This window comes from Amycolatopsis sp. BJA-103, from assembly GCF_002849735.1.
In the GTDB taxonomy this organism is placed as follows: Bacteria; Actinomycetota; Actinomycetes; order Mycobacteriales; family Pseudonocardiaceae; genus Amycolatopsis.
In genome coordinates this window covers 1,032,608-1,054,791 of the sequence record NZ_CP017780.1, presented here as the reverse complement: position 1 = coordinate 1,054,791, position 22,184 = coordinate 1,032,608, and the positions used below count along the sequence as shown (strand labels likewise).

At 69.4% G+C, this 22,184-nt stretch carries 19 protein-coding genes; 8 read left to right on the top strand and 11 right to left on the bottom strand.

Annotated features, from left to right (window positions below; all coding sequences use genetic code 11):
- Window positions 1-20: 20 nt before the first annotated feature.
- The gene (locus BKN51_RS04875) at window positions 21-1,172 is read right to left on the bottom strand and encodes an acyl-CoA dehydrogenase family protein (protein ID WP_101606482.1); all 1,152 of its coding nucleotides are present in this window, start codon (window positions 1,170-1,172) and stop codon (window positions 21-23) included.
- Between the two features lie 106 nt (window positions 1,173-1,278).
- On the opposite strand from BKN51_RS04875, the gene BKN51_RS04870 reads away from it, so the two are divergent.
- From BKN51_RS04870 to BKN51_RS04855, 4 genes are all read left to right on the top strand, one after another.
- The gene (locus BKN51_RS04870; RefSeq protein ID WP_101606481.1) at window positions 1,279-1,893 is read left to right on the top strand and encodes a TetR/AcrR family transcriptional regulator; all 615 of its coding nucleotides are present in this window, start codon (window positions 1,279-1,281) and stop codon (window positions 1,891-1,893) included.
- 9 nt (window positions 1,894-1,902) lie between these two features.
- Window positions 1,903-2,829 (top strand): hypothetical protein, encoded by a 927-nt coding sequence (locus tag BKN51_RS04865; protein WP_101606480.1) that lies wholly within the window; start codon window positions 1,903-1,905, stop codon window positions 2,827-2,829.
- 103 nt (window positions 2,830-2,932) lie between these two features.
- A complete protein-coding gene (locus tag BKN51_RS04860) occupies window positions 2,933-3,757 on the top strand; it encodes a hypothetical protein (RefSeq protein WP_101606479.1) in 825 nt (274 codons plus the stop codon).
- Between the two features lie 113 nt (window positions 3,758-3,870).
- Window positions 3,871-5,484 carry a succinic semialdehyde dehydrogenase gene (locus tag BKN51_RS04855; protein WP_101606478.1) on the top strand — a complete coding sequence of 538 codons (1,614 nt, stop codon included), beginning with the start codon at window positions 3,871-3,873 and terminating at the stop codon, window positions 5,482-5,484.
- A gap of 73 nt (window positions 5,485-5,557) precedes the next feature.
- On the opposite strand, the gene BKN51_RS04850 is transcribed toward BKN51_RS04855, so the two are convergent.
- The 8 genes from BKN51_RS04850 to BKN51_RS04815 form a co-directional block, all read right to left on the bottom strand.
- Window positions 5,558-8,584, bottom strand: a complete 3,027-nt coding sequence (locus BKN51_RS04850; protein WP_101606477.1) for a helix-turn-helix transcriptional regulator — start codon at window positions 8,582-8,584, stop codon at window positions 5,558-5,560.
- Between the two features lie 63 nt (window positions 8,585-8,647).
- Entirely contained in the window at window positions 8,648-8,860 is a 213-nt protein-coding gene (locus BKN51_RS04845) for a hypothetical protein (protein ID WP_101606476.1), read from the bottom strand.
- A gap of 164 nt (window positions 8,861-9,024) precedes the next feature.
- Window positions 9,025-9,234: a DUF397 domain-containing protein gene (locus BKN51_RS04840; protein ID WP_101606475.1), complete on the bottom strand. Its 210-nt coding sequence runs from the start codon at window positions 9,232-9,234 to the stop codon at window positions 9,025-9,027.
- A gap of 15 nt (window positions 9,235-9,249) precedes the next feature.
- A complete protein-coding gene (locus BKN51_RS04835) occupies window positions 9,250-10,131 on the bottom strand; it encodes a helix-turn-helix domain-containing protein (protein WP_101606474.1) in 882 nt (293 codons plus the stop codon).
- A 461-nt stretch (window positions 10,132-10,592) separates the two neighbouring features.
- Window positions 10,593-11,492 carry an acyl-CoA thioesterase II gene (gene tesB, locus BKN51_RS04830; protein WP_101606473.1) on the bottom strand — a complete coding sequence of 300 codons (900 nt, stop codon included), beginning with the start codon at window positions 11,490-11,492 and terminating at the stop codon, window positions 10,593-10,595.
- A gap of 179 nt (window positions 11,493-11,671) precedes the next feature.
- Window positions 11,672-13,096, bottom strand: coding sequence for a pyruvate kinase (pyk, locus tag BKN51_RS04825; RefSeq protein WP_101606472.1), 1,425 nt, complete (start codon window positions 13,094-13,096; stop codon window positions 11,672-11,674).
- A 110-nt stretch (window positions 13,097-13,206) separates the two neighbouring features.
- On the bottom strand, window positions 13,207-13,872 hold the full coding sequence (locus BKN51_RS04820) for a DUF2461 domain-containing protein (protein ID WP_101606471.1): 666 nt from the start codon (window positions 13,870-13,872) through the stop codon (window positions 13,207-13,209).
- 91 nt (window positions 13,873-13,963) lie between these two features.
- Window positions 13,964-15,184 carry a glycoside hydrolase family 18 protein gene (locus tag BKN51_RS04815; RefSeq protein ID WP_101606470.1) on the bottom strand — a complete coding sequence of 407 codons (1,221 nt, stop codon included), beginning with the start codon at window positions 15,182-15,184 and terminating at the stop codon, window positions 13,964-13,966.
- A 436-nt stretch (window positions 15,185-15,620) separates the two neighbouring features.
- Between BKN51_RS04815 and BKN51_RS04805 the strand changes: the two genes are divergently transcribed.
- The 3 genes from BKN51_RS04805 to BKN51_RS04795 all read left to right on the top strand — a co-directional run bounded on the left by BKN51_RS04805 (window position 15,621) and on the right by BKN51_RS04795 (window position 18,091).
- A complete protein-coding gene (locus BKN51_RS04805; protein ID WP_101606469.1) occupies window positions 15,621-16,091 on the top strand; it encodes a group II truncated hemoglobin in 471 nt (156 codons plus the stop codon).
- Between the two features lie 36 nt (window positions 16,092-16,127).
- Window positions 16,128-17,570 (top strand): aromatic amino acid ammonia-lyase, encoded by a 1,443-nt coding sequence (locus BKN51_RS04800; RefSeq protein ID WP_101606468.1) that lies wholly within the window; start codon window positions 16,128-16,130, stop codon window positions 17,568-17,570.
- Between the two features lie 83 nt (window positions 17,571-17,653).
- Window positions 17,654-18,091, top strand: coding sequence for a VOC family protein (locus BKN51_RS04795; protein ID WP_101606467.1), 438 nt, complete (start codon window positions 17,654-17,656; stop codon window positions 18,089-18,091).
- On the opposite strand, the gene BKN51_RS04790 is transcribed toward BKN51_RS04795, so the two are convergent.
- Both BKN51_RS04790 and BKN51_RS04785 read right to left on the bottom strand, forming a co-directional pair.
- Window positions 18,092-19,570, bottom strand: coding sequence for an amidohydrolase family protein (locus BKN51_RS04790; protein ID WP_233224249.1), 1,479 nt, complete (start codon window positions 19,568-19,570; stop codon window positions 18,092-18,094).
- Between the two features lie 165 nt (window positions 19,571-19,735).
- Complete coding sequence (locus tag BKN51_RS04785; protein WP_101606465.1) at window positions 19,736-20,761, bottom strand: 6-phosphofructokinase; 1,026 nt, start codon at window positions 20,759-20,761, stop codon at window positions 19,736-19,738.
- Window positions 20,762-21,044: 283 nt separating this feature from the next.
- On the opposite strand from BKN51_RS04785, the gene BKN51_RS04780 reads away from it, so the two are divergent.
- Complete coding sequence (locus BKN51_RS04780) at window positions 21,045-22,121, top strand: 3-deoxy-7-phosphoheptulonate synthase (protein ID WP_101606464.1); 1,077 nt, start codon at window positions 21,045-21,047, stop codon at window positions 22,119-22,121.
- Window positions 22,122-22,184 lie beyond the last annotated feature (63 nt).

Here is a 22,184-nt window from a genome sequence, read left to right as displayed (position 1 = left end):
TTCCTTGTACGGCAACGTTTTCAGAGAGTACGGGAGATGATTTCCTTCATGATCTCGCTGGTGCCGCCGAAGATCCGGGAGATCCGGATGTCGGCCCACGCGCGCGCGATCGGGTACTCGGACATGTAGCCGTAGCCGCCGAAGAGCTGCAGGCAGTCGTCGACGACCTTGTTGACCCGTTCGGTGGTCCACAGTTTCGCCATCGCCGCGCCCTGCACGTCGAGTTCCTTGCGCAGGTGCCGCTCGATGCACTGGTCGAGGTACGCGCGGGACACGGCGGCCTCGGTGGCGGCCTCGGCGAGCTTGAACTTCGTGTTCTGGAAGTTGTAGATCGGGCGGCCGAACGCCTGGCGGTCCTTGGTGTAGGCGATGGTCTGGTCGATCGCGGCCTCCATCCCGGCCACCGCGGTGACGGCGATGATCAGCCGTTCCTGCGGAAGCTGCTGCATCAGCTGGATGAAGCCGAGGCCTTCCTGTCCACCGAGGAGGTTGGCGGCGGGCACCCGGACGTCGTCGAAGGAGAGCTCCGCGGTGTCCTGCCCCTTGAGTCCGATCTTGTCGAGGACGCGGCCGCGGCTGAAGCCCGGCGTGTCGGTCTCGACGGCGATCAGCGAGACACCCTGCGCGCCCGCGTCCGGATCGGTCTTCACCGCGACGACGACGAGGTCGGCGTGGAAACCGTTGGTGATGAAGGTCTTCGCGCCGTTGATCACGTAGTGGTCGCCGTCGCGCACCGCGCGGGTCTTGATGCTCTGCAGATCCGAACCCGTGCCGGGTTCGGTCATCGCGACCGCGCCGACCATCTCGCCGGAGGCGAACTTCGGCAGCCACGCCTTCTTCTGCTCTTCGCCCGCGTACTCGAGGATGTAGTGCGCGACGATTCCATTGTGGACGGTGACGCCCCAGGCGCTGTCGCCGGACCGGGCCTGCTCTTCGTAGAGCACGGCCTCGTGGGCGAACGTGCCGCCGCCACCGCCGTACTCCTCCGGGATGGACAGTGCCAGCAGGCCGACCTCGCCCGCCTTCGTCCACAGCTCGCGGTCGACCTTCTTCTCGGCCGCCCAGCGCTCCTGGTTCGGCACGAGTTCCTTCTGGCAGAACGTCCGGGCGAGGTCCCGGAGGTCTTCGAGCTCCGTCGTGCTCCACGAACTCTTCTGGATCTGCAAGGGCACGGCCAACGCCTCCTGATCAGGACCTGGAAAACATGACGTTTAGGATGTAAGTTCCAAGCGGAATGTACATCCGTACCGATCTGCACGTAAAGGGGGTACCGGTTCGATGACCGCACTGGGCAGGACCCACCGGACGCAGGCCGAACGGCGGGAGCAGACCCGCACCGCCCTGCTCGACGCGACCATCGACTGCCTGGTCGACCTCGGGTACGCACGCACCTCGGTCCAGGAGATCTGCGCCCGCGCCGGGGTCTCGAAGGGCGCCGTGCAGCACCACTTCTCCGCGAAGGCCGAGCTGATGGCGGCCGCCGTCGAGCATCTGACGGAGAAGCTGCGCGGACGGCTCGCGGCGTCGCTCTCGATGCTCCCCGGAGGTGCCTCGGGCGTCGCGGCGGCGATCGACCTGCTGTGGGAGGGCTATTCGGGCACGCTGTCCACGGCCGCCACGGAACTGTGGGTCGCGGCGCGGACCGATCCCGAACTCCGCGAGGCGATCCGCCCGGTCGACCGGGCGCTGGGCCGCTCGACGCTGGAGCACATCACCGCGGTCGCCGGGGACCTGCCGAAGGAACGCGCGGAGATCCTGTTCTGGCTGACCGTGAACCTCACCCGCGGCCTGGCGCTGGACGCCGAACTCGGTGGCGATCCGAAGCGGCGGCGGCAATTGCTCGACGAATGGAAGCGCGTCGCGGTGATGTTGTACGAGGACGCGGCCGAGTAGGCTCCGGCCATGGGGGCTCTCAAAACGATGGCGGCGCTGGCCGCCGCGGCGCTCGTACTCGCCGGGTGCGCGGCCGAGCCACCACCCGCTCCGCCCGCGGGGCCTTTGACGCTGCGCGAAGCACTCGGCGACCCCACGACCGTGAACTTCTGCGACATCCTCGACTTCCCCGAGATCGAGAAGACGTCTCCGCTGCTCGCCGAACCGACGCTCAGCATGGGCGCGTGCTCGTTCCGGACCGAGATCGCCGGGTCGGCCGCCCTGATCAGCTTCGGGTTCCCGGACGACCGGGCTCGGGAGCGCCTCTCCGGCGCCACCCCGGTCGGCGAACCGTCACTCCCCCGCGGACTGCGGATGGTCCGCTCGGACCTCCAGGGCCAGCCTCTGCTCCATCTGATCTTCGCCGACGATTCGTCCCTGCGTATCGGCACGTTCTTCGAAGCGGCCGCCGGGCCGGACTTGCTCACCCTGGTGACGAAAATCGAGGAAAGCGTCGCCCGATCGCTCGCGGCGGGCAAGCAGCCGGCACATCTCGACTACCGGGCCCGGTCGCTGGCCCGGCTGGACGCCTGCTCCGCCTTGTTGTCCGACAGCGAGGTCTCCGCGCGACTGGGCGGCGCGGTCTCCGGGAAGGGCGATCTGTCGCGGCACCAGTGTCTTTGGGGTGAACAGAACGCGGAACGGTTCGCCCGGCTGGAATTCGGCCTCGGCCCGAGTCCGAAGGCCACGGCGAGCGCTCCCGAGGAGACGCTGGGCGGGCGCCGCTCCTTCGTCCAGGAGGTCAGTGGAGGCTGCACGGTGCTGACCGGCCACATCGGCGGCCCGGACGCGAACCGGAACCAGGTCGAGCACGCTCTTCTCGCCGTACAGGCGCCAAAAGCGTGCGACATCGCCAGGGAAATGGCGAACGTCGCCTGGTCCAAGCTTCCCGCGTAGCACGCGCGAACAGGCTTGACCAGAGCACAGGTGACACTTATCTCGCAGCCCGATCCGTGGTGGAATTCCTTGCTGGACAACAGAACCGGCGGAGGAGCCGACCATGAGCGCGCCGCAGCAGCAGCCGTACCAACCGACTGGCCCGTTCAGCGCAATGCAGCCCGTCCAAGCTCCCGCCGCCGCGCCACGACCACCGTCCGACGTGCGGCTCCCCCGGTTGTTCGCCGCGATGATGGGGGTTTTCGCCGGCCTTCTGATGCTGATCGGGACCTTTCTGCCGCAGTCGACGTACGAACAGCTCTCCGACGGCAAGACGGTGTCGAAATTCGCCGAGACCGGCTGGACGCGGACCTTCGACATCGAGCCGTCGGCCGAGGAGAAGGAGTTCTACGACAAGACCCATGTCGCCCGGTACGGCATCCCGCTGTCGGCCGCCGCGCTGACGCTGTTCGCCGGGGCCGCGGTGGGCTTCGCGTCGTACCGCCGGAATTCGGGTTCGCCCGGCGCGACGACGGCGAGAACACTGCTGATCGCCGGCGGGGCCGGGACGGCGATCGGGGTCTGGATGTTCGGCATGGACATCTCGGCGAGCTTGAGTTTCGGGCAGGACACCGGCCGCTTCGTCTCGCGCTATGGAACCGGGAGCGGATTCTGGATCCTGCTCGCGGGCGGGCTCGTGGCGTTGCTCACCATCGGGCTGGCGGTCGTGGCCAACCGCCGTGAACCCGCGTCACCCCGTCAGTCCCCTTATCCGGTCGGCTACGCGCCTTACGCGCCCGGAGTCCCGCCGCAGCAGTATCCGCAGCAACCTCCGCCGCAGGCCTACGAGCCTCCGTCGCCCCCGACACCGCCTTCGGGCTCCGCGTTGCAGCAGCAGGACATCCTGCGCCCGTCTCCCGACAACCCGCCTCAGCCCGGCAATATGTGAAACTTATTCACGTCAGCTGGACAGTCTCCATACCGGCAGTATGCTGTACTCGTCGGTAACACCTGGGCTCTGCGTGGCGCTCCCGGCTCCACGCGGCATGGAACGGAGACGGCATGACGAGCACGACACCGGCGAGCGCGGGCCACCACACCGAAGGTCCGGCCACCATCGGCGGCGTTTCCGGCGCCCCGGCCGCGGCCAGGGCGGAACGGCTCGTGCAGCGGGTCGTGGGCGGAAAGGACTCCGCACCGGTCCAGATGCGCGCCCCGTTCACCGGGCAACCGATCGCGACCCTCCCCCAGGCCACCGACGCCGACGTCCGCGCCGTGTTCGACCAGGCGCGGGAGGCGCAGCGCTCGTGGGCCGAGCGGCCGGTCGAAGACCGCCAGCGCATCCTGATCCACCTGCACGACCTGGTCCTGAAGCGTCAGGAAGAGGCGCTCGACCTCGTGCAGATCGAGGCGGGCAAGGCCAGGATGGACGCCTTCGACGAGGTCAGCGCCACCGCGCTCGTGGCCGCCTACTACGGCAAGCACAGCGCGAAGTTCCTTTCGCCGCGCCGCGCCGCCGGGCTGATCCCGGTGTTGACGAAGGTCGGCGAGATCCGGCACCCCAAGGGCGTCGTCGGGATCATCTCGCCGTGGAACTACCCCCTCGCCCTCACCGCGATGGACGTCCTGCCCGCGCTCGCGGCGGGCAACGCCGTCGTGCAGAAGCCGGACAACCAGACCGCGCTCTCGGCGCTGTGGCTGCAGGAAATCGCCGAGGAGGCCGGGCTGCCCGCCGGCGTCTGGCAGATCGTGCTCGGCCGCGGCTCGCGGATCGGCGACGCGCTGGTCGAAGAGTCGGACTACCTGTGCTTCACCGGCTCCACGCCGACGGGCAAGAGCCTCGCCGCGAAGGTGGCGGAACGGCTGACGAGCTATTCGCTGGAGCTCGGCGGCAAGAACCCGATGATCGTGCTGCCCGACGCCGACATCGCCAAAACCGCCACGGGCGCGGTGACCGCGTGCTTCTCCTCCGCGGGCCAGCTGTGCGTTTCGGTCGAGCGGATCTACGTCCACGAGTCCATCCGCGAGGAGTTCACTCGGGCCTTCGTCGCGAAGACCGCCGCGGTGCGGCTCGGTGGCGCGCTCGACTACCAGGCACAGATGGGGTCGCTGACCTCGGAAGACCAGCTGGCGACGGTGTCGGCGCACGTCGAGGACGCCCGCTCCAAGGGCGCGACGGTGCTCACCGGTGGGAAGGCCCGGCCGGACCTCGGCCCGCTGTTCTACGAGCCGACCGTCCTCACCGACGTCACCGAGGACGTCAAGCTGTTCGCCGAAGAGACCTTCGGGCCGGTCGTGTCGATCTACGGCTACACCGACGTCACCGAGGCGATCGAGCGCGCCAACGACACGCGGTTCGGGCTGAACGCGAGTGTGTGGTCGCGCAACGGCCGGGCGGGCTGGGAGGTCGCGGCGCGGCTGAAGGCCGGGACCGTCAACGTCAACGAAGGCTTCGCGGCGACCTTCGGGACCGTGGGACTGCCGATGGGCGGGATGAAGGAGTCCGGCGTCGGACGGCGCAACGGCGCCGAAGGCCTGCTCAAGTACACCGAAGCCCAGGCGATCGCGGTGCAGCGCGGGATGCCGCTGCGCCCCGGTCGCGGAATCCCGCCGAAGCTGTGGGCGCGGGTCCTGAGCACGAGCCTCAAGGCGCTTCGCCGCCTCCCGCGCCGCTGACCCCTGAGCGTTTCGTCCTCTGGTTGCGGTAGTTGCGCGTGCAAGGACCGCAACCCAGAGGACGAAACGCGGGTCAGGAGGACGTCGTCGGGGCGGCCAGCAGGCCCCGGTCGTAAGCGATCGCGACGGCCTCGGCCCGGCGGCTCGCGCCGAGTTTCGCCATCACGCGCGAGAGGTGGACGCTCACCGTCTTCTCGCTGATGTACAGCTCCTCGCCGACCTGCCGGTTGGTCCGGCCGAGCGCGACACGCTCCAGTACGTCCCGCTCCCGGTCGGTGAGGGGATCGACGACGTCACGGCGCGGGGCCGCGGGCGCCCCGGGAAGCTCGACGCGCGCCCGGTGACTCAGGTCCTGGACGGCTTCGCGCAGCGGGCAGGCACCCAGCTTGTCGGCCACCGCGTGCGCGGCCAGCAGCTCCGACGCGGCGAGCGCGGTGTCACCGTCGGACGCCAGCAGGGACTTCGCGTGCTGCAGACGGCACATGGCCTGCTCGTACACCGCGCCGTACCCGAACGCCTCGACCGCCTTCGCCCACAGCGCCGGGTCTCCCGCGCCGCGCAGACAACTGCCCAGCGCCTCGAGCCGGGCGAGCCACGCCAGCGCCTCCGGGCCGAGCGACACCGAACGCGGGATGCCGTGTTCGGCGCACCGGCGTCCGTGGGCGAGCATCTTCTCGCCCGACTCCACCGCGGTGTCCACGGTCGCCTGATCCCCGCGGACCCGGGCTTCGGCGGCCTGCGCGACGGCGGCCGCGAGGCCGTGCACGCTGATCCGGATTCCCCCGAGCACCGCGGGTTCGACCTCTTCGAGCCAGTCGATCAGCTCGTGCGCCTGCCGCACCGCACCCGCGTTGTCCCCGCGCCAGGTCGCGAGCTGGATGGCGGCGTCCGCCGACGCGAGCGCTATCGAGTAGTCCGCGCTCCAGTGCCGGTGCAGACTGGGCAAGATCTTGTCCGCGTCCGCGAACCGGCCCCGTCCGACGACGAACTGCGCCCAGATCCCCAGGAACCGCCCGGCGACGACGCTCGAAACGCCGCGGCCCGCGCGGCCTGCGTCGTCGTCTTCCGGCCAGTCCCCGCTGATGTAGCGCAGCGTGAGGTGCTTGGTCCGCAGCTCGATCCCGAACGAACTCCAGGTCAGCCCGGTTTCCTTGGCGCGTTGGATGCCCTTGGCGTAGTACTTCAGCGCGGAAGGGATCTCCGCCCTGTCGTCGTAGCTCAGCCCGAGGAAGTGCAGCGCCCGCAGTTCGCCGTTGAGCGCGCCGGAATCCCTCGCCTTCCGCTCGGCCTGGCGCAGCCGCTCTCGCGCCTCCTCGACGTCTCCCGCCGAATCGGCCAGCGTGCCGAGCGAGACCAGCGCGGCCGCTTCCGCCCCGCCGGCACCGATGGCCCTGGCGTCGGCGACCGCGGCCAGCGCGCACTGCAGCGCCTCGTCGAACCTGTCCATCAGCCGCAGGATCCCCGCCCTGGTGGCGAGCACCCAGGCCCGCGCGGAACTCGCCTCGGTGTGTTCGACCAGGCTCCATGCCTTGTCGATCGCCGCGACGACCTCGTCGAGCGTGCCGTCGACCGAAAGCAGCGCCTCCGCGTGCCGCCGCCAGACCTTGGCGGACCGCTCGGGATCCGTCTCCGGCGTAAGCGCCTCTGTCGCGGAGCGCGAATACGCGACGGCGCGTTCCGGTTCGCCGGACGTGCTCGCGAAGTACGAGGCCTCGTGGAGCAGGTTGAGCTCGTCGATGTCCGCCGGGCGGTCCTGCTCCGGGACGGCGTCCCAGATGGAGAGTGCCTGCTCGACGTGACGGAGCGCGGAACCGGGTGCGCCGAGCTTCTCGGCCTCGACTATCGCACGCAGCAACGCCGCCAACGCGCCGACGAAGTCCTTGCTCTCCAGGCTGTGGTGCGCGAGCCGCGCGTCCTGGCCCCGGCCCTGCGTCCTGGTGCGGATCCGCGACGCGTAGGCCGCGTGCATGCGCACCCGCTCCCCCGGCAGCAGGTCGCCGTACACCGCTTCCTGCAGCAACGCGTGACGGAAGGTGTAGAAGCCGTTCTCGATCACCAGTACGTGATGCTGCACCGCCTCGCGCAGTGCCTCGTCGAGTTCGAGCTCGTCCAGCCCGGAGATCTCGGCGAGCGCGGCGTGCGCCACGGCGTCCTTGGCGACCGAGACCACGCGCAGCACCCGGCGGGTGATCTGGGAAAGCTGTTCCACCCGGGCGAGGAGCACTTCGGCCAGCCCGGCGGGGAGGTCACGGCAGTCCTTCGCGGAGGCGAGCAGTTCTTCGACGAAGAACGGATTGCCCTCGGACCGGGAGACGATGTCGGCGATCATGTCCTGGCCGATCGGCTCGTCGGCCAGTGCCTCGACGAACGCGCGCGCGTCCTCGGCGCCGAACGGCTTGACCTCGACGCGCTCGACCGCGCCCAGCCGCACCACTTCGGACAGCAGCCCCCGCAGCGGATGCCGCCGGTGGACGTCCTCCTCGCGATAGCTCGCCACCACCAGCAACCGCTGGGTGCGCAGCCTCGTCATCAGGAAGGACAGCAGGTTCCGGGTGGAGCCGTCGGCCCAGTGCAGGTCCTCCAGCAGGATCACCACCGGCCGGCGCTGCGCGATGACGGTCAGCACCCCCAGTACCGCGTCGAACAGCTGGAGCTGGCCGAGGTCCTGTTCGGGCCGGAGCCGTTGCGTCGACACCCGTTCGCTCGCGGTGAGCTGACCGTCTTCGATGGCGGGGAAGTCCTCCGCCTGCTGCATCTGCGGGAGCAGCCTGCCCAGCGCCGGCCGGGCACGGACCGCGGCGGTGACCGCGGGGTCGGACGTCGTCGCCAGCGGCGCCAGGGCCTCGGCGAACGGAAGATAGGGAAGACCGCCCTCATGGACGTCGATACAGCGCCCGGTGAGCACCAGGGCGCCCGCGCCGGCGGCGTACTCGCCGAGCGCGGTCAGGAGACGGGTCTTGCCGACGCCGGCGTCTCCGGAGAGCAGCACCGCGCCCGCCTCTGCCCGTTCTGCACGGGCGAAGGCGGCGCGGAGCTGCCGCATCTCCTGAGTGCGGGCGACGATCGGGATTCCGGAGCCAAGACGGGGCACGAGGTGCATTCTTGCCTACCGGGCCGACAACTTCGCCTGGGTTTCGGTCGAGAGCTTCATCGCACTCGACCTCTACCGGGTGATCTCGCCGCTGCGAGCGGGCATCTGCCCGGTCTCGCGGCGCTGCTGGGCGGGCACCTGGACCTCGGCGCGGTGCGCGCGGATCCTCTTGCCCGCCCGGCGGGCCTTGTCGACCCACACGCTGCGGCCTGCCCGCTGCAGCTCTTCCCTGCGGTACTCGACCTCGGCCAGTACTCCGGTGAGCAGGGCGTCGTTCGTGTTCATCACTGTTTCCCCTTAGGAACTCATCCACTTGTTCGGTAGTGATGAGATTCGTCCTGAGGGGTGCCTCGCGGCATCGGGTGATCGCCTACACCCGGACGTGATTCGACCCCTTACTCCTGCCCATCCCCTGCTCGGGAGGCGTAAGGGGTCGAATTTCCCGGTCTCTAGTCGTGTGCCGGGCCACTCGGGCGCACGGCGCCGAGCAGCCCCCGCCAAGCGTGCGGCGAGAGGCGGAAGGCACCTCCCTCGGGGTCCTTGGAGTCCCTCAGCGCGGCACCGGAACCGGTGAAGGCGACCTCGACGCAGTCGTTGCCGCCCCCGCTGTGGCTGCTCTTGCGCCACTGGGCCTGGGAAAGATCATCGTTGGGCGTCATGCTCCCCACTCCTTACTAGTTTCCGGTTTTCTCCGGCAAGGCCGCCTGTTCGGCGAACCTTCCGGCGGCCTCGGCGATCACCTCGACCGAGTCGTCCGGCTTCAACGCGGCGGCACGCAGATGGTCGAACATCAACGCGTATCGCCGGACGTCCGGTGGTTCCTCCAGGTAGAGGCCCGTGGAGGTGCTGTCGACGTAGACCACGTCGGTGTCGGCCAGTTCGGGGAAGCCCATGACGAGGAACGGACCCTCCATCCCGGGGTGGGCACCCGCGCCGAACGGCACGATCTGGATGGTCACGTTCGCCTTCGCGGCCATCGTGACCATCCGGTACAGCTGTTCCGCCATCACCTCGGGCCCGTCGACCGTGCGATGCAGGACCGCCTCGTCCATCACGGCCCAGTACTCCGGGGGCGAAGGATCGGTCAGCAGCTCCTGGCGCGCCATCCTCGCGGCCACCCTGCGCCTGATCTCGGCTTCCTCTGCGTCGGGCCGCATCGCCCTGATCACGGCCCTGGCGTACCGCTCTGTCTGCAAGAGGCCCGGCACCAGCAGCGCTTGGAACGCCCGCAGCGAACTCGCGTCCGCCTCCAGGCCGACGAAGGTGCCGGTGAACACCTCGTTGTACGCGTGCCACCAGCCGCGTTTGCGGGCTTCCCTGGCCAGCTGGACGAGCGCTTCCTGCTCGTCGCCGGCGATGCCGTAGAGCTCGAGCATGTCGCGCGCGTCGCGCGGGGTGACGCCGACGTGGCCGGTCTCGATCCGGCTGACCTTCGACGCCGAGCATTCGAGCTTCTCGCTCACTTCGTCGATGGTGAGGTCGGCCGCCTCGCGCAACCGCCTCAGTTCGCTCGCCAGTCTCCGGCGGCGCACGGTGGGTCCCTGACCCCTCGTCATCACGGCACCTCCACAGGCTGTCCGGCAAAACCGATCACGACGCGGCGAGGAGAACAGTGTTCAGGAACCCTCGCTCGAAGCACATCGAGCCAGCCCGAGACACATTCGGTGAGATGGTCACCCGACCATTTCCCGACACGTCCGGATTTTCATCCTGCAATTTGCAGATTGCCGTTGTAGGTTGTGCGTTGTGCAACGCGGTACGCCCACCTTCATCGGTGACGGCGGATCCGCTCGCGGCACGGGCGCGGGGCCGCGAGCTGCACCGATGGGTTTCCGGAAGGATACCCGTCGAAGCCGGATTCACCCCCGGTGCAGGGCCGGAGCCGTCCCCCGATCGGTTCCGGCCCTCCCTTTATCCCCGCGACCATTGCGTAATGCTCTGGCTCCAGATGTTAATGCATTTCGCCATTCCCTCTAAAGGGTGGACAAGGCGCCTCTTCGATGCGGAACGTCACCGTTCACACCACCCGGAGAAGGCCTTCCTGCACAACGGTGGCGATGTGCGTTCCGTCCGCGGCGAAGAACCGTCCCGTGGCCAGACCGCGGGCACCCGACGCGGTCGGGGACGCGCTGTCGTAGAGGAACCACTCGTCGGCCCGGAACGGGCGGTGGAACCAGAGCGCGTGGTCGAGGCTCGCGCCGATCACCTTGTCGAGGTCCCAGTAGACGCCGTGGCGCGCGAGGACCGAGTCCAGGAGCGTCATGTCGGAGGCGTAGGTGAGGACGCAGACGTGCAGCAACTGCTGGTCCGGAAGCTTGCCGTCGGCCCGCATCCAGACCTGGTTCCTGGCGGGGCGCTCCCCCGACTCGCGGGTCACCCACGGCGGGTCGTTGACGTACCGCAGGTCGATCGGGCGCGGCCGGTCGCGGAAGCCGTCGAAGTAGCCCTCGGCCCGCTCCTGCAGCGTCGGCAGCGACTCGGGGTCCGGGACGTCCGGCATGCCCTCGGAGTGCTCGATGCCGCCCTCGTCCTTCTGGAACGAAGCGGACAGGGAGAAGATCGCCTTGCCGTGCTGGATGCCGACGACGCGGCGGGTGGTGAACGAGCGGCCGTCGCGGATACGGTCGACCTCGTAGACGATCGGGACGCTCGGGTCACCGCCGCGGATGAAGTACGCGTGCAGCGAGTGGACCTTCCGCTCCTCGGGCACGGTGCGGCCGGCGGCGACGAGCGCCTGCCCCGCGACCTGCCCGCCGAACACCCGCACCGGCGAATGCGCCGGTGAGACGCCGCGGAAGATGTTCTCTTCGATCTTCTCCAAGTCCAGCAGCGCGACCAGCCTGTCGAGTACCGGCTGACCGCCGACGCCGCCGGTGCTGTCGAAGCCGGCCGCGGCCTCCCTGGCCATCTCAGTCATGTACCGAACCTTAGGCCGTAAGGGTGCTTCGGGCCCCTGCGAGGCGGGACGTTTGTCGCGAAGGCCACCTTCGGGACGCTTTGGGTGCCCGCGCGTGCCATGAAAGGCCCGTTACTTGCAAATTTTGCAAGTAACGGGCCTTTCATGGCACGTGTGTGGGGCAGGCGAGGTGACCGCCGTCAGGCGTGGTCGTCTTCGCCGAGGCGGTGCACCCGGATGAGGTTGGTCGAGCCGACGGTTCCCGGCGGGGAGCCAGCGACGATGACCACCAGGTCGCCCTTGGCGTACTTGCCCATTTCGAGCATCGCGTGGTCGACCTGCTGGATCATCTGGTCGGTGGAGTCGACCTTCGGCACGATCCGCGTCGTGGTGCCCCAGGTCATCGCGAGCTGGCTGCGGACGCTCTCCTCCGGCGTGAAGGCCAGCAGCGGCAGCCGCGTGTGCAACCGCGCGAGCCGCCGGACGGTGTCGCCGGACTGGGTGAAGGCGACCAGTGCCTTGGCGTTCAGCCGCTCGCCGATGTCACGGGCCGCGTAGGAGATGACGCCGCGCTTGGTGCGCGGGACGTGCGACAGCGGCGGCACGACCGGGGAGTCGGTCTCGACGGCTTCGATGATCCGGCCCATGGTCTTGACCACGTCGATGGCGTAGCGGCCGACGCTGGTCTCGCCCGAGAGCATGAGGGCATCCGCGCCGTCGAGCACCGCGTTGGCGACGTCCGAGGCCTCCGCGCGGGTCGGGCGGGAGCTGTTGATCATCGACTCGAGCATCTGCGTCGCGACGATGACCGGCTTCGCGTTCTCGCGGGCGATCTGGATGGTGCGCTTCTGCACCAGCGGGACCTGCTCCAGCGGGAGTTCCACGCCCAGGTCGCCGCGGGCGATCATCACCGCGTCGAAGGCGAGCACGATGGCTTCGAGGTTGTAGACCGCTTCGGGCTTCTCGATCTTCGCGACCACCGGGAGGCGGCCCTTGCCCACGCGGTCCATCACCTGGTGGACCAGGTCGATGTCGGCGGGCGAGCGGACGAACGACAGCGCGATGAAGTCCACGCCGAGTTCGAGCGCGAACTCGAGGTCCTCGATGTCCTTTTCGGACAGCGCCGGCACGGAAACGTCCATACCCGGCAGGGAGACGCCCTTGTTGTTGCTGACGGGGCCGCCTTCGGTGACCTCGCACACGACGTCCGGGCCCTCGACGTCCTTGACCACGAGGCCGACCTTGCCGTCGTCCACGAGGAGACGGTCGCCGGGCTTCGCGTCGTCGGCGAGTCCCTTGTAGGTGGTCGAGACACGGTCATGGGTGCCCGCGACGTCCTCGACGGTGATCCGCACGATGTCGCCGTTGTGCCACTCGACCGGCCCGCCCGCGAAGGTGCCGAGACGGATCTTCGGCCCCTGGAGGTCGGCGAGGATGCCCACCGCGCGGCCGGATTCGGCGGCGGCGGTGCGGATGAGGTCGTAGACCTGCTTGTGGTCGCCGTGTGTCCCGTGGCTGAAGTTCATCCTCGCGACGTCCATCCCGGCGTCGACGAGTTGCCGCATCTTCTCCGGCGTAGCGGTCGCGGGGCCAAGGGTACAAACGATCTTCGCGCGTCGGCTCACGTTCGCACAGCGTAGTCCCTCATCGGAGCTACGTCTTTACCGATACCGAAAGTTCAAGAAAAGTGTCAGTTCACCAGGGCTCTCCGTAACCGTCGAACGAGGTTCGGCGGTTATCGGCGCGGCTTCTCGCTCGGCCCGACACGGTCCCGCGCCCACTCGTTGAACGCCCGGACCTGCCGCCACGCCTTCCGCACCCGGTCGAGCGCGCCGGGTTCGTGCAGGACGTCGTCCGGCTCCCAGCCCCGGACGGCGTACACGGAGCGATACTTCAGCAGGTCGATGCGGGGATGGTCCTCCGCGAACCCGCGCGGCTTCGACTTGAGCCTGTCGCCCTTGATCTCCCAGCCCGCCTTCTCCAGCTTCGCGAGGATCTTGGCCAGCTCGCCGCCCCGCAGTTCGGTGTCGACGGCCTTGCGGAACCGGGCGAGCTGATCGGACTCGAAGTGGAAACAGCCGCCGCCGACGCGCAGCCCGGCCGGGCCGACCTCGACGTAGTACGCGCCACCGCCGCGACCCTGCTCGATCACCGCGCCGCAGTGGGTCTTGTACGGCGTCTTGTCCTTGGCGAACCGGACGTCGCGGTACGGGCGGAAGACCTTCCCCGTGCCGAAACCGTCGCCGAACTCCGGGACCAGTTCCGCGAGCAGCGCCTCCATCGGCGCGCGGACGTCGGCCTTGTAGGTGGCGAGGTTCGCGTCCCAGTAGGACTTGGAGTTGTCGGCCTCGAGGCCGTCGTAGAAGTCGATGGCGTACTCACCGAAACCCTCGAAACCCATGCGGAGACGGTATTCCCCCGCACCGGCGAGTACATGAAGGCCCCCTTCCTGTACCTAGGCGCAAGGAAGGGGGCCTTCATGTACTTCGGCCTTACTTGGCCAGAGCGGTGATCAGCTCGCCGTCGGCGGTGTCACCGGACAGCTCCCAGAAGAAGGCGCCGCCGAGCCCCTGGTTCTTGGCGTAGGTGACCTTCCCGCCGATGGTCGCCGGGGTGTCGTAGCTCCACCAATCGCTGCCGCACTTGGCGTAGGCGGTGCCCGCGACGGTGCCGGTGGCCGGGCAGGTGTTCTTCAGGACCTTGTAGTCCTGGATGCCCGGCTCGGTCCCCGCCGCCGGGCCGGTCGCGGTGCCGCCGGGGGCGTCCTGCGTGACGCCGGTCCAGCCGCGGCCGTAGAACCCGATGCCCAGCAACAGCTTGGCCGCCGGGACGCCCTTGCTCTTGAGCTTCTGGATCGCGGCGTCGGAGTGGAAGCCGGCGGTCGGGATGCCCGCGTAGTCGTTCAGCGGCGAGTGCGGGGCCGTCGGGCCCTGCGCGGCCCAGGCGCCGAAGTAGTCGTAGGTCATGACGTTGTACCAGTCGAAGTACTGCGCGGCGCCGCCGTAGTCCGCGGCGTCGATCTTGCCGCCGTCGGTGCCGTCCGCGGTGATCGCGGCGGTGACCAGCTTCGAGCCGAACTTCGCCCGCAGCGCCTGTGCCAGATCCTTGATCGCGGCCGGGCCGCTGGTGTCACACGAGAGTCCGCAGGCGTTCGGGTACTCCCAGTCGATGTCGATGCCGTCGAAGACACCGGCCCAGCGCGGGTCGTTGACCAGGTTGTAGCAGGACTCGGCGAACTTGGCGGGGTTCTTCGCCGCCTCACCGAAGCCACCGGACCAGGTCCAGCCGCCGAAGGACCACAGCACCTTGAGGTTCGGGTACTTGGCCTTCAGCTTCTTGAGCTGGTTGAAGTTCCCGCGCAGCGCGCCGTTGTCCCAGGTATCCGAGACACCGTCCACACTGGAGGCCGCGTCGTAGAACTTGCTGGTCGCCGCTTCGGCGTCACCGAGGGCGCAGCCACCGCCGGTCACGTTGCCGAACGAGTAGTTGATATGGGTCAGCTTGCTCGCCGAACCCGACGTGTCGATGTTCTTCACGTGATAGTTCCGCTGGTAGACGCCCCATTCGGCGAAGTACCCGAGTACCTTGCCGACCGAAGCGTCCTGCGCTTCCGGTGCGGCCGTGGCCTGCTGCGCCGGCGCGGCGACGGCCAGCGCGCCCAGCGCGACGGCGGCGGCGCCCACGATCGCGGTGAGCCTGCTCAAACGGGACATGCGTTCTCCCTTCACGGTCACCAGCGGTGACGAGAGGACTGCGGCGGGACACGCACAAGTTAAGTGGACTAGACCACCTCGTCAATGGTTCAGACCAAGACTTTCGGATGGACATTTTCGAACATTCCCTGACGGGAATATGTCACGAACGGCGCGTTGCCTGCATGATGCGGACTTCCGGGAGCCTCGCCGAGCCACGGAGAACGGCCAATCAGCCGGCCGGTGCCACCGGCCGGCGAGGACAGTCAGTGAACAGGTAACGGCTCGAACGTGACGCCCCGGTCGGCCGCCCGCCGCGTTCCCCAGTCGTAGAGCGCTTCGAGTGCGGGGCGTAACCGCTCCCGTTGGCACGCACCGAAAAGTAAGCGGTTGCCGCCGGATGGACGGTGGTGTTGCCTTGCCTGACCGGGGGATCACCGCACTGGGAGGACCTTACGTGACCGAGACGCCGACGTTGTACGACTGGGCGGGCGGGCTGGACGCCCTGCGACGGCTGACCGACATCTTCTACGGCCATGTCCTGAAGGATCCGTTGCTGGAGCCGGTCTTCCGCGGCATGGACCCCGGCCACCCCGAGCACGTCGCGATCTGGCTCGCCGAGGTGTTCGGCGGGCCGGAGACCTACAGCGGCGAGCACGGCGGGCACCGGCACATGGTCGGGCGTCATCTCGGCAAGGGCATCACCGAAGAGCAGCGCCGCCGCTGGGTGAACCTGCTCTTCGACGCCGCCGACGAGGCCGGGCTCCCGGCCGATCCCGAGTTCCGCTCCGCGTTCGCCGCGTATGTCGAGTGGGGCAGCAGGCTCGCGGTGATGTTCTCCCAGCCCGGCCGCGAGGTCTCCGTCCCCGAGCCGATGCCGAAGTGGGACTGGGGCAACCGCCCGCCCTGGCAGCCGCCCGCGGACTGATGGCCCATAGTGGGGCGGTCGTGAAAGGAGGCCGCCGTGATCCGGGTCGACGGCCGGACCCTGCGCTGCGCGGACGTCGTGACCGCCGCGGGCACCGAGGGACCGCTGAACATTGACGTTTCGATCGCCGCGCTGCGCGGCGCCGAGAGCGCGTGGAAACTCGCCGAGGAGCTGAGCACGCGCCGGATCGTCTACGGCCGCACCACCGGTGTCGGCGCCAACAAGGAGGACCCGGTCGGCGAGGGCGAATCGCCGGATCACGGACTGCGGCTGCTGCGCAGTCACGCCGGGGGCAGCGGCGACGTCATGTCCCCCGGCCAGACCAGGGCGATGATGCTGATCCGGCTCAACCAGCTGCTGGCGGGCCGCGCCGGGCTCAGCCCCGAACTGATCGGGGCTCTCGCCGCCGCGGTGCGGACCGGTTCGCTGCCGCTGGTGCACCGGCTCGGCGCGATCGGCACCGGCGACCTCGCCCCGCTCGCGGAGACCGCGCTCGCCCTCACCGGCGAACGGCCGTGGCTGGCGGGCGGCGTGCCACCGGTTCCGGTGCAGGCGGGTGACGCGCTGGCGTTCATGAGCAGCAACGCCGCGACACTCGCCGAAGCGACTCTCGCGGCCATGCGGCTCGACACGCTGACGCGGGCGAGTCACGTCGTCGCGGCGCTGACCTACATCGCGCTCGACGGGAACCCGGAGGCGTACGCGACTCCGGTGCACGAAGCTCGTCCGCACGCAGGGCAGGTGGCGTGCGCGGCGGAGATGCGGCGGCTGCTCGGGATGGAGGGCACGCCCAAACCGGGGCGGCGGATCCAGGACCCGTTCGGGCTCCGCGCGTTCCCGCAGGTGCAGGGCCCGGCGCTGGACGCGATCCACTACCTGCGCGACGTGCTCGCGGTGGAGATCAACGCCAGCACCGAGAACCCCATGATCTCGACGGTGCACCAGGACGCGTACCACCACGCGCACTTCCACACCGCGTACGTCTCGACCGCGCTCGACCAGGTGCGCGCGACCATCCACCAGGTCGCCGAGCTGTCGGTGGCCCGGCTGGGCGATCTGGTGGAGCCGGAGTTCACCGGGCTGCGGCCGTTCCTCGCGGCCGGGCCGTCGGGCAGTTCGGGCGTGATGATCCTGGAGTACGTCGCGCACGACGCGCTCACCGAACTGCGGCAGGCCGCGCTCCCGGCGACGCTGGGCACCGCCGTCGTCTCACGCGGGATCGAGGACCACGCGAGCTTCTCCACCCAGGCCGCGCGGGCGGCGACCGCGGCGGGGACGGCGTACCGGCAGGTGCTGGCGTGCGAACTGGTCGCGGCCGTCCGCGCGCTGCGGATGCGGAAGGCCGAGCTCGTCGCCCTGCCCGCGCGGGACGCCTACGAGGCCGCCGCGACCGTGCTCGACCCGAGCGTCGAGGACCGGCCGCTCACCGAGGACATCGCCCGCGCCGTGTCGCTTTTGGACACCCTCGCGCTCATCTGACCCCGCGTTTCGCGGGAAGGATGTCGAGAACGGTGAAGTGGCGCCGTCCCTGGGCCGGAAGCACCCACAGCGAGGAGATCAGCATGAGCATCCAGCGGATGGACCACGTCGGCGTCATCGTCAGCGACCTCACGGCCGCCGTCGCGTTCTTCGTCGATTTCGGACTCGAACTCCAGGGCAAGATGACGATGGAGAGCGAGCTCGCGGACCGCATCACCGCCGTCGACAAGGCCAAATCGGAGGTCGCGATGGTGCGGGTCCCCGGCGATCAGGGGTGTCTCGAACTCATCCAGTACCTCACGCCCGAGTCCCACGCCGGTGACTCGCACGCCCCGGCCAACACGCTGGGCCTGCGCCACCTCGCCTTCCAGGTCGACGACGTCGAGGCCGTCCTCGACCGCGTGCGGCCGCACGGCGCCGAACTCGTGGGCGAGGTCGTGAACTACGAGAACAGCTTCCGGCTCTGCTACCTGCGCGGACCCGACGGGATCATCATCGAACTCGCCGAAAAGCTCGGTTGATCAGCAACAGCAGCCCCGGCGGGCCAGGGAGTGGAGCCGGGCGCTCGTGACCGGCCGGTTCGCGGCGACCTCGACGGCGTCGAGCATCCGGCGTCGAGCCGTCTTGTCGAGAACGCGGCCGCGCGTGATCACCAGGTCGATCTTCGCGACGTTGCGGATGTCGGCGGCCGGGTTCGCGTCCAGCAGCACGAGATCCGCCTCCTTCCCCGCCGCGACGGTGCCCGAGGTCCGCTCCCTGCCGAGGAACTTCGCCGCGTCACCCGTGACGGCCTTCAGCGCCTGCACCGGCGAAAGCCCGGCCTCGACCAGGAAACCGAGTTCTTCGTGCAGCCCGCTGCCGGGGAAGGTGTACGGGTTGAGACAGTCGGTGCCGCCGATGATCCCGACGCCCGCGTCGTGCGCGACCCCGACCAGCCGCAGCGTCTCCTGGTAGTACCGCTCCTGCAGGGCGATGTCCGCCGGGGTCTTCGGCGCGAACCGCTCGATGCCCACGGCCCAGCTCTCGCGGATGTCGGCGGGCAGGTACTTCAGCCGCGCGTCCTGCTTGTGGGTTTCGGCGGGCTGGGTGACGACCCGGTTGATGGTCAGTGTCGGCGAATGCCAGGTGCCGTTGCGCCGCAACCGGTTGAAGTAGTTCCACGCCGCGTGGGGGCTGTACGCGGAGACCGACTCGAACTCCAGTTGCCGCGCCACGTTGAAGAAGGCACGCGGCGCCGCCGGGTCGTAAGGCAACGCGCTCAACCGGGCGAGGATCTCGTCGCGCCGGGAGGAGCAGTGGATGGAGACCCCGAAGAAGTGCTCGAAACTGTGCTGGCCGAGATCGCTCACCTCGAAATGGGACACCTTGTACGGCCAGTGCCCGGAGAACCGCAGCCCCAGGTCACGGGTCTCGTCCGCGACCGCGCGCAGCGCCTCGGGACCGAGATAGGAGTAGACCTTGACGAACTCGGCGCCCGCCGCCGCCTCCGCGCGGACGGCCGCCCGCGCCTCGGCATCGGTCGACACCTGGAGCACCGGCGGGCTCAGGAGCGTGACCGGTCCGTCGACGATCCCGCTGCCCAGCACCATGCGCGGGCCCAGCAGCTCACCGCGTTCGATCTTGTCCCGGGACGCGCGGTTCTCCGCGTAACCCCACATCTCGCGGGCGCCCGTGACGCCGTGGACCAGGTGCAGCGGCGGGACGATCTCTTCGAGGTCCGCGCCGTGGGTGTGCATGTCCCACAGTCCCGGGATCAGGTACTTGCCGCGGCCGTCGATCACCCGCGCGGCACCGGTTTCCGGGAGCTGCTCCGAGCCGCCGACCCAGGCGATCCGCTCCCCGACGAGGACGACCGAGACGTCACGCCGGGGGGCCGAACCCGTGCCGTCGATCAGCGTGACCCGGCTGATGACGACGATCTCGCCCTCGGCCGCCGCGGCCATGCCGGGCAGCAGCCCGGCGAGCGCCACTCCGGTCCCGCTCGCGGCCAGCCATTTCAAGAACTCGCGCCTGCTGGATCCGCTCCGGTCATGAGAACCCCCGCCCTTCCACCCAGATCCCCCGGGTGGCCGATTCAACTCGCCGCGAGGGCGGGGCCGCAAGGAAAGTGAAGGCCCCTTACCCGAACTCAGCACAAAGTAAGGGGTCTTCTCCTGTAACACAGCTCAGCCGAAGAAGACCTCGGCCTCTTCGTACCGCTCGGCCGGGACGGTCTTCAGTTCGGCGGTCGCTTCGGAGAGCTTGACGCGGACGATGTCCGTGCCGCGCAGCGCGACCATCACGCCGAAGTCACCGTCGGCCACGGCGTCGACGGCGTTGAGGCCGAACCGGGTGGCGAGCACACGGTCGTACGCCGTCGGGGTGCCGCCGCGCTGGACGTGCCCGAGCACGACCGCGCGGGACTCCTTGCCGGTGCGGGCGGCGATCTCGTCGGCCAGCCAGGTGCCGATCCCGCCGAGCCGGACGTGCCCGAAGGCGTCCTTCTCGCCGGTGAGCAGCTTCTCCTCGCCGCCTTCGGGCAGCGCGCCCTCGGCGACGACGATGATCGGCGCGAACTCCTTCTCGAAGCGGCGCTCGACCCACGAAACGACCTGGTCGACGTTGAAGTGCCGCTCCGGCACCAGGATCACGCTCGCGCCGCCGGCGAGGCCGGAGTGCAGCGCGATCCAGCCCGCGTGCCGCCCCATGACCTCGACGACCAGGGCGCGGTGGTGCGACTCGGCCGTGGTGTGCAGCCGGTCGATGGCCTCGGTGGCGATCGAGACCGCCGTGTCGAAGCCGAAGGTGTAATCCGTGGCGCCGAGGTCGTTGTCGATCGTCTTGGGCACCCCGACGACGCCGATACCGTCGTCCGTGAGCCGCTTCGCGACGCCGAGGGTGTCCTCGCCGCCGATCGCGATCAGCGCGTCGACCTGCTGCTCGGCGAGGACGGCCTTGATCTTGTCCACGCCGCCGTCGACCTTGTACGGGTTGGTCCGCGACGAGCGCAGGATCGTGCCGCCGCGGGTGAGGATGTCCTCGACGTCGTTCAGGCCGAGCGGGCGGCTGTCCCCGGTGAGGGGACCGTTCCAGCCGTTGCGGAACCCGACGAGGTCCCAGCCGTGCACCTCGATGCCCTTGCGCACCACAGCGCGGATCACCGCGTTGAGTCCCGGGCAGTCGCCACCGCCGGTCAGCACACCGACACGCATCAGAAGCCTCCGTCTTGTGTTCCGTAGAGATGACAGTCACATGTCCCGATGCCAGGGTAGCGGCAGTTCTCTGGATCGGTGCAGGGCGGACCACCTCGGGAATCGGTACACGTCACGAGATGTGCTAGCTTGGCGTCGTGCAGCGCTATTTCTGGTTTACGAAGCCGGCCCCGGGTGGGCACGGCGGCGTGAACCTGCGCTGACTTCCACCCCGAGCCGGAATCACACCGGCTCGGCGAGTTCCCGCGGGTCGGTATCCCTTTCGAAAGGAACCAGACCCGCGATGTCTCCCTCCGCTGACACCCTGATCGCCCTCGACGGGCACCGCACGGCGGCCGTCAACCCGCTGCTGTCGCCCGCGATGCTGCGGCACGAGCATCCGATGACCGCGGAAACCGCCGATACCGTCCTAGCCGGGCGGGCCTCGGCCGTCGACATCCTCGACGGCCGGGACGACCGGCTCCTCGTCGTCGTCGGGCCCTGCTCGGTGCACGACGCGGACGCCGCGCTCGACTACGCCCGCCGCCTCGCCGCCAAAGCCGAAGAACACCGCCGTGACCTGCACATCGTCATGCGCGTCTACTTCGAGAAGCCGCGGACCACGCTCGGCTGGAAGGGCCTGATCAACGACCCCGGCCTCGACGGCACCTACGAGGTCAACCAGGGCCTCCGGATGGCGCGCAAACTGCTGCTCGACATCTCCGCGCTCGGCCTGCCGGTCGGCTGCGAATTCCTCGACCCGATCACCCCGCAGTTCATCTCCGACACCGTGACCTGGGGTTCCATCGGCGCGCGGACCGCGGCGAGCCAGGTGCACCGGCAGCTGTGCAGCGCGCTGTCGATGCCTGTGGGGATCAAGAACTCGACCGAGGGCGACGTCCAGGTCGCCGTCGACGCCACCCGCGCGGCCGGCGCGAGCCACGTGTTCGCCGGGATCAACCCCGACGGGCTCGCCGCGCTGATCACCACCGCGGGGAACGAGGACTGTCACGTCATCCTGCGCGGCAGCTCCGCCGGCCCGAACTACGACGCCGCGACGGTGGCCGACACGCTGGCGCGGCTGGCGAAGTCGGGGCTGCCGGAGCGCGTGATCATCGACGCGAGCCACGGCAACAGCGCGAAGGATCACGTGCGCCAGGCCTCGGTCGTCCGAGAACTCGCCGGGCGGATCGGCGCCGGTGAGCGGGGCATCGCGGGCCTGATGCTGGAAAGCTTCCTGGTGGCCGGGCGGCAGGACCTGAAGCTGGGCTCGGCTTCGTCGCTGGCCTACGGGCAGTCGATCACGGACGCCTGCCTGGGGTGGGACACGACGGCCGAGCTGCTGGACACGCTGGCCGAGGCCGTCGACGCGCGGCGGTGAGTGCTGGGGTCAGGTGCGCTATGAAAGGCCCGTTACTGGCAAATTTTGCAAGTAACGGGCCTT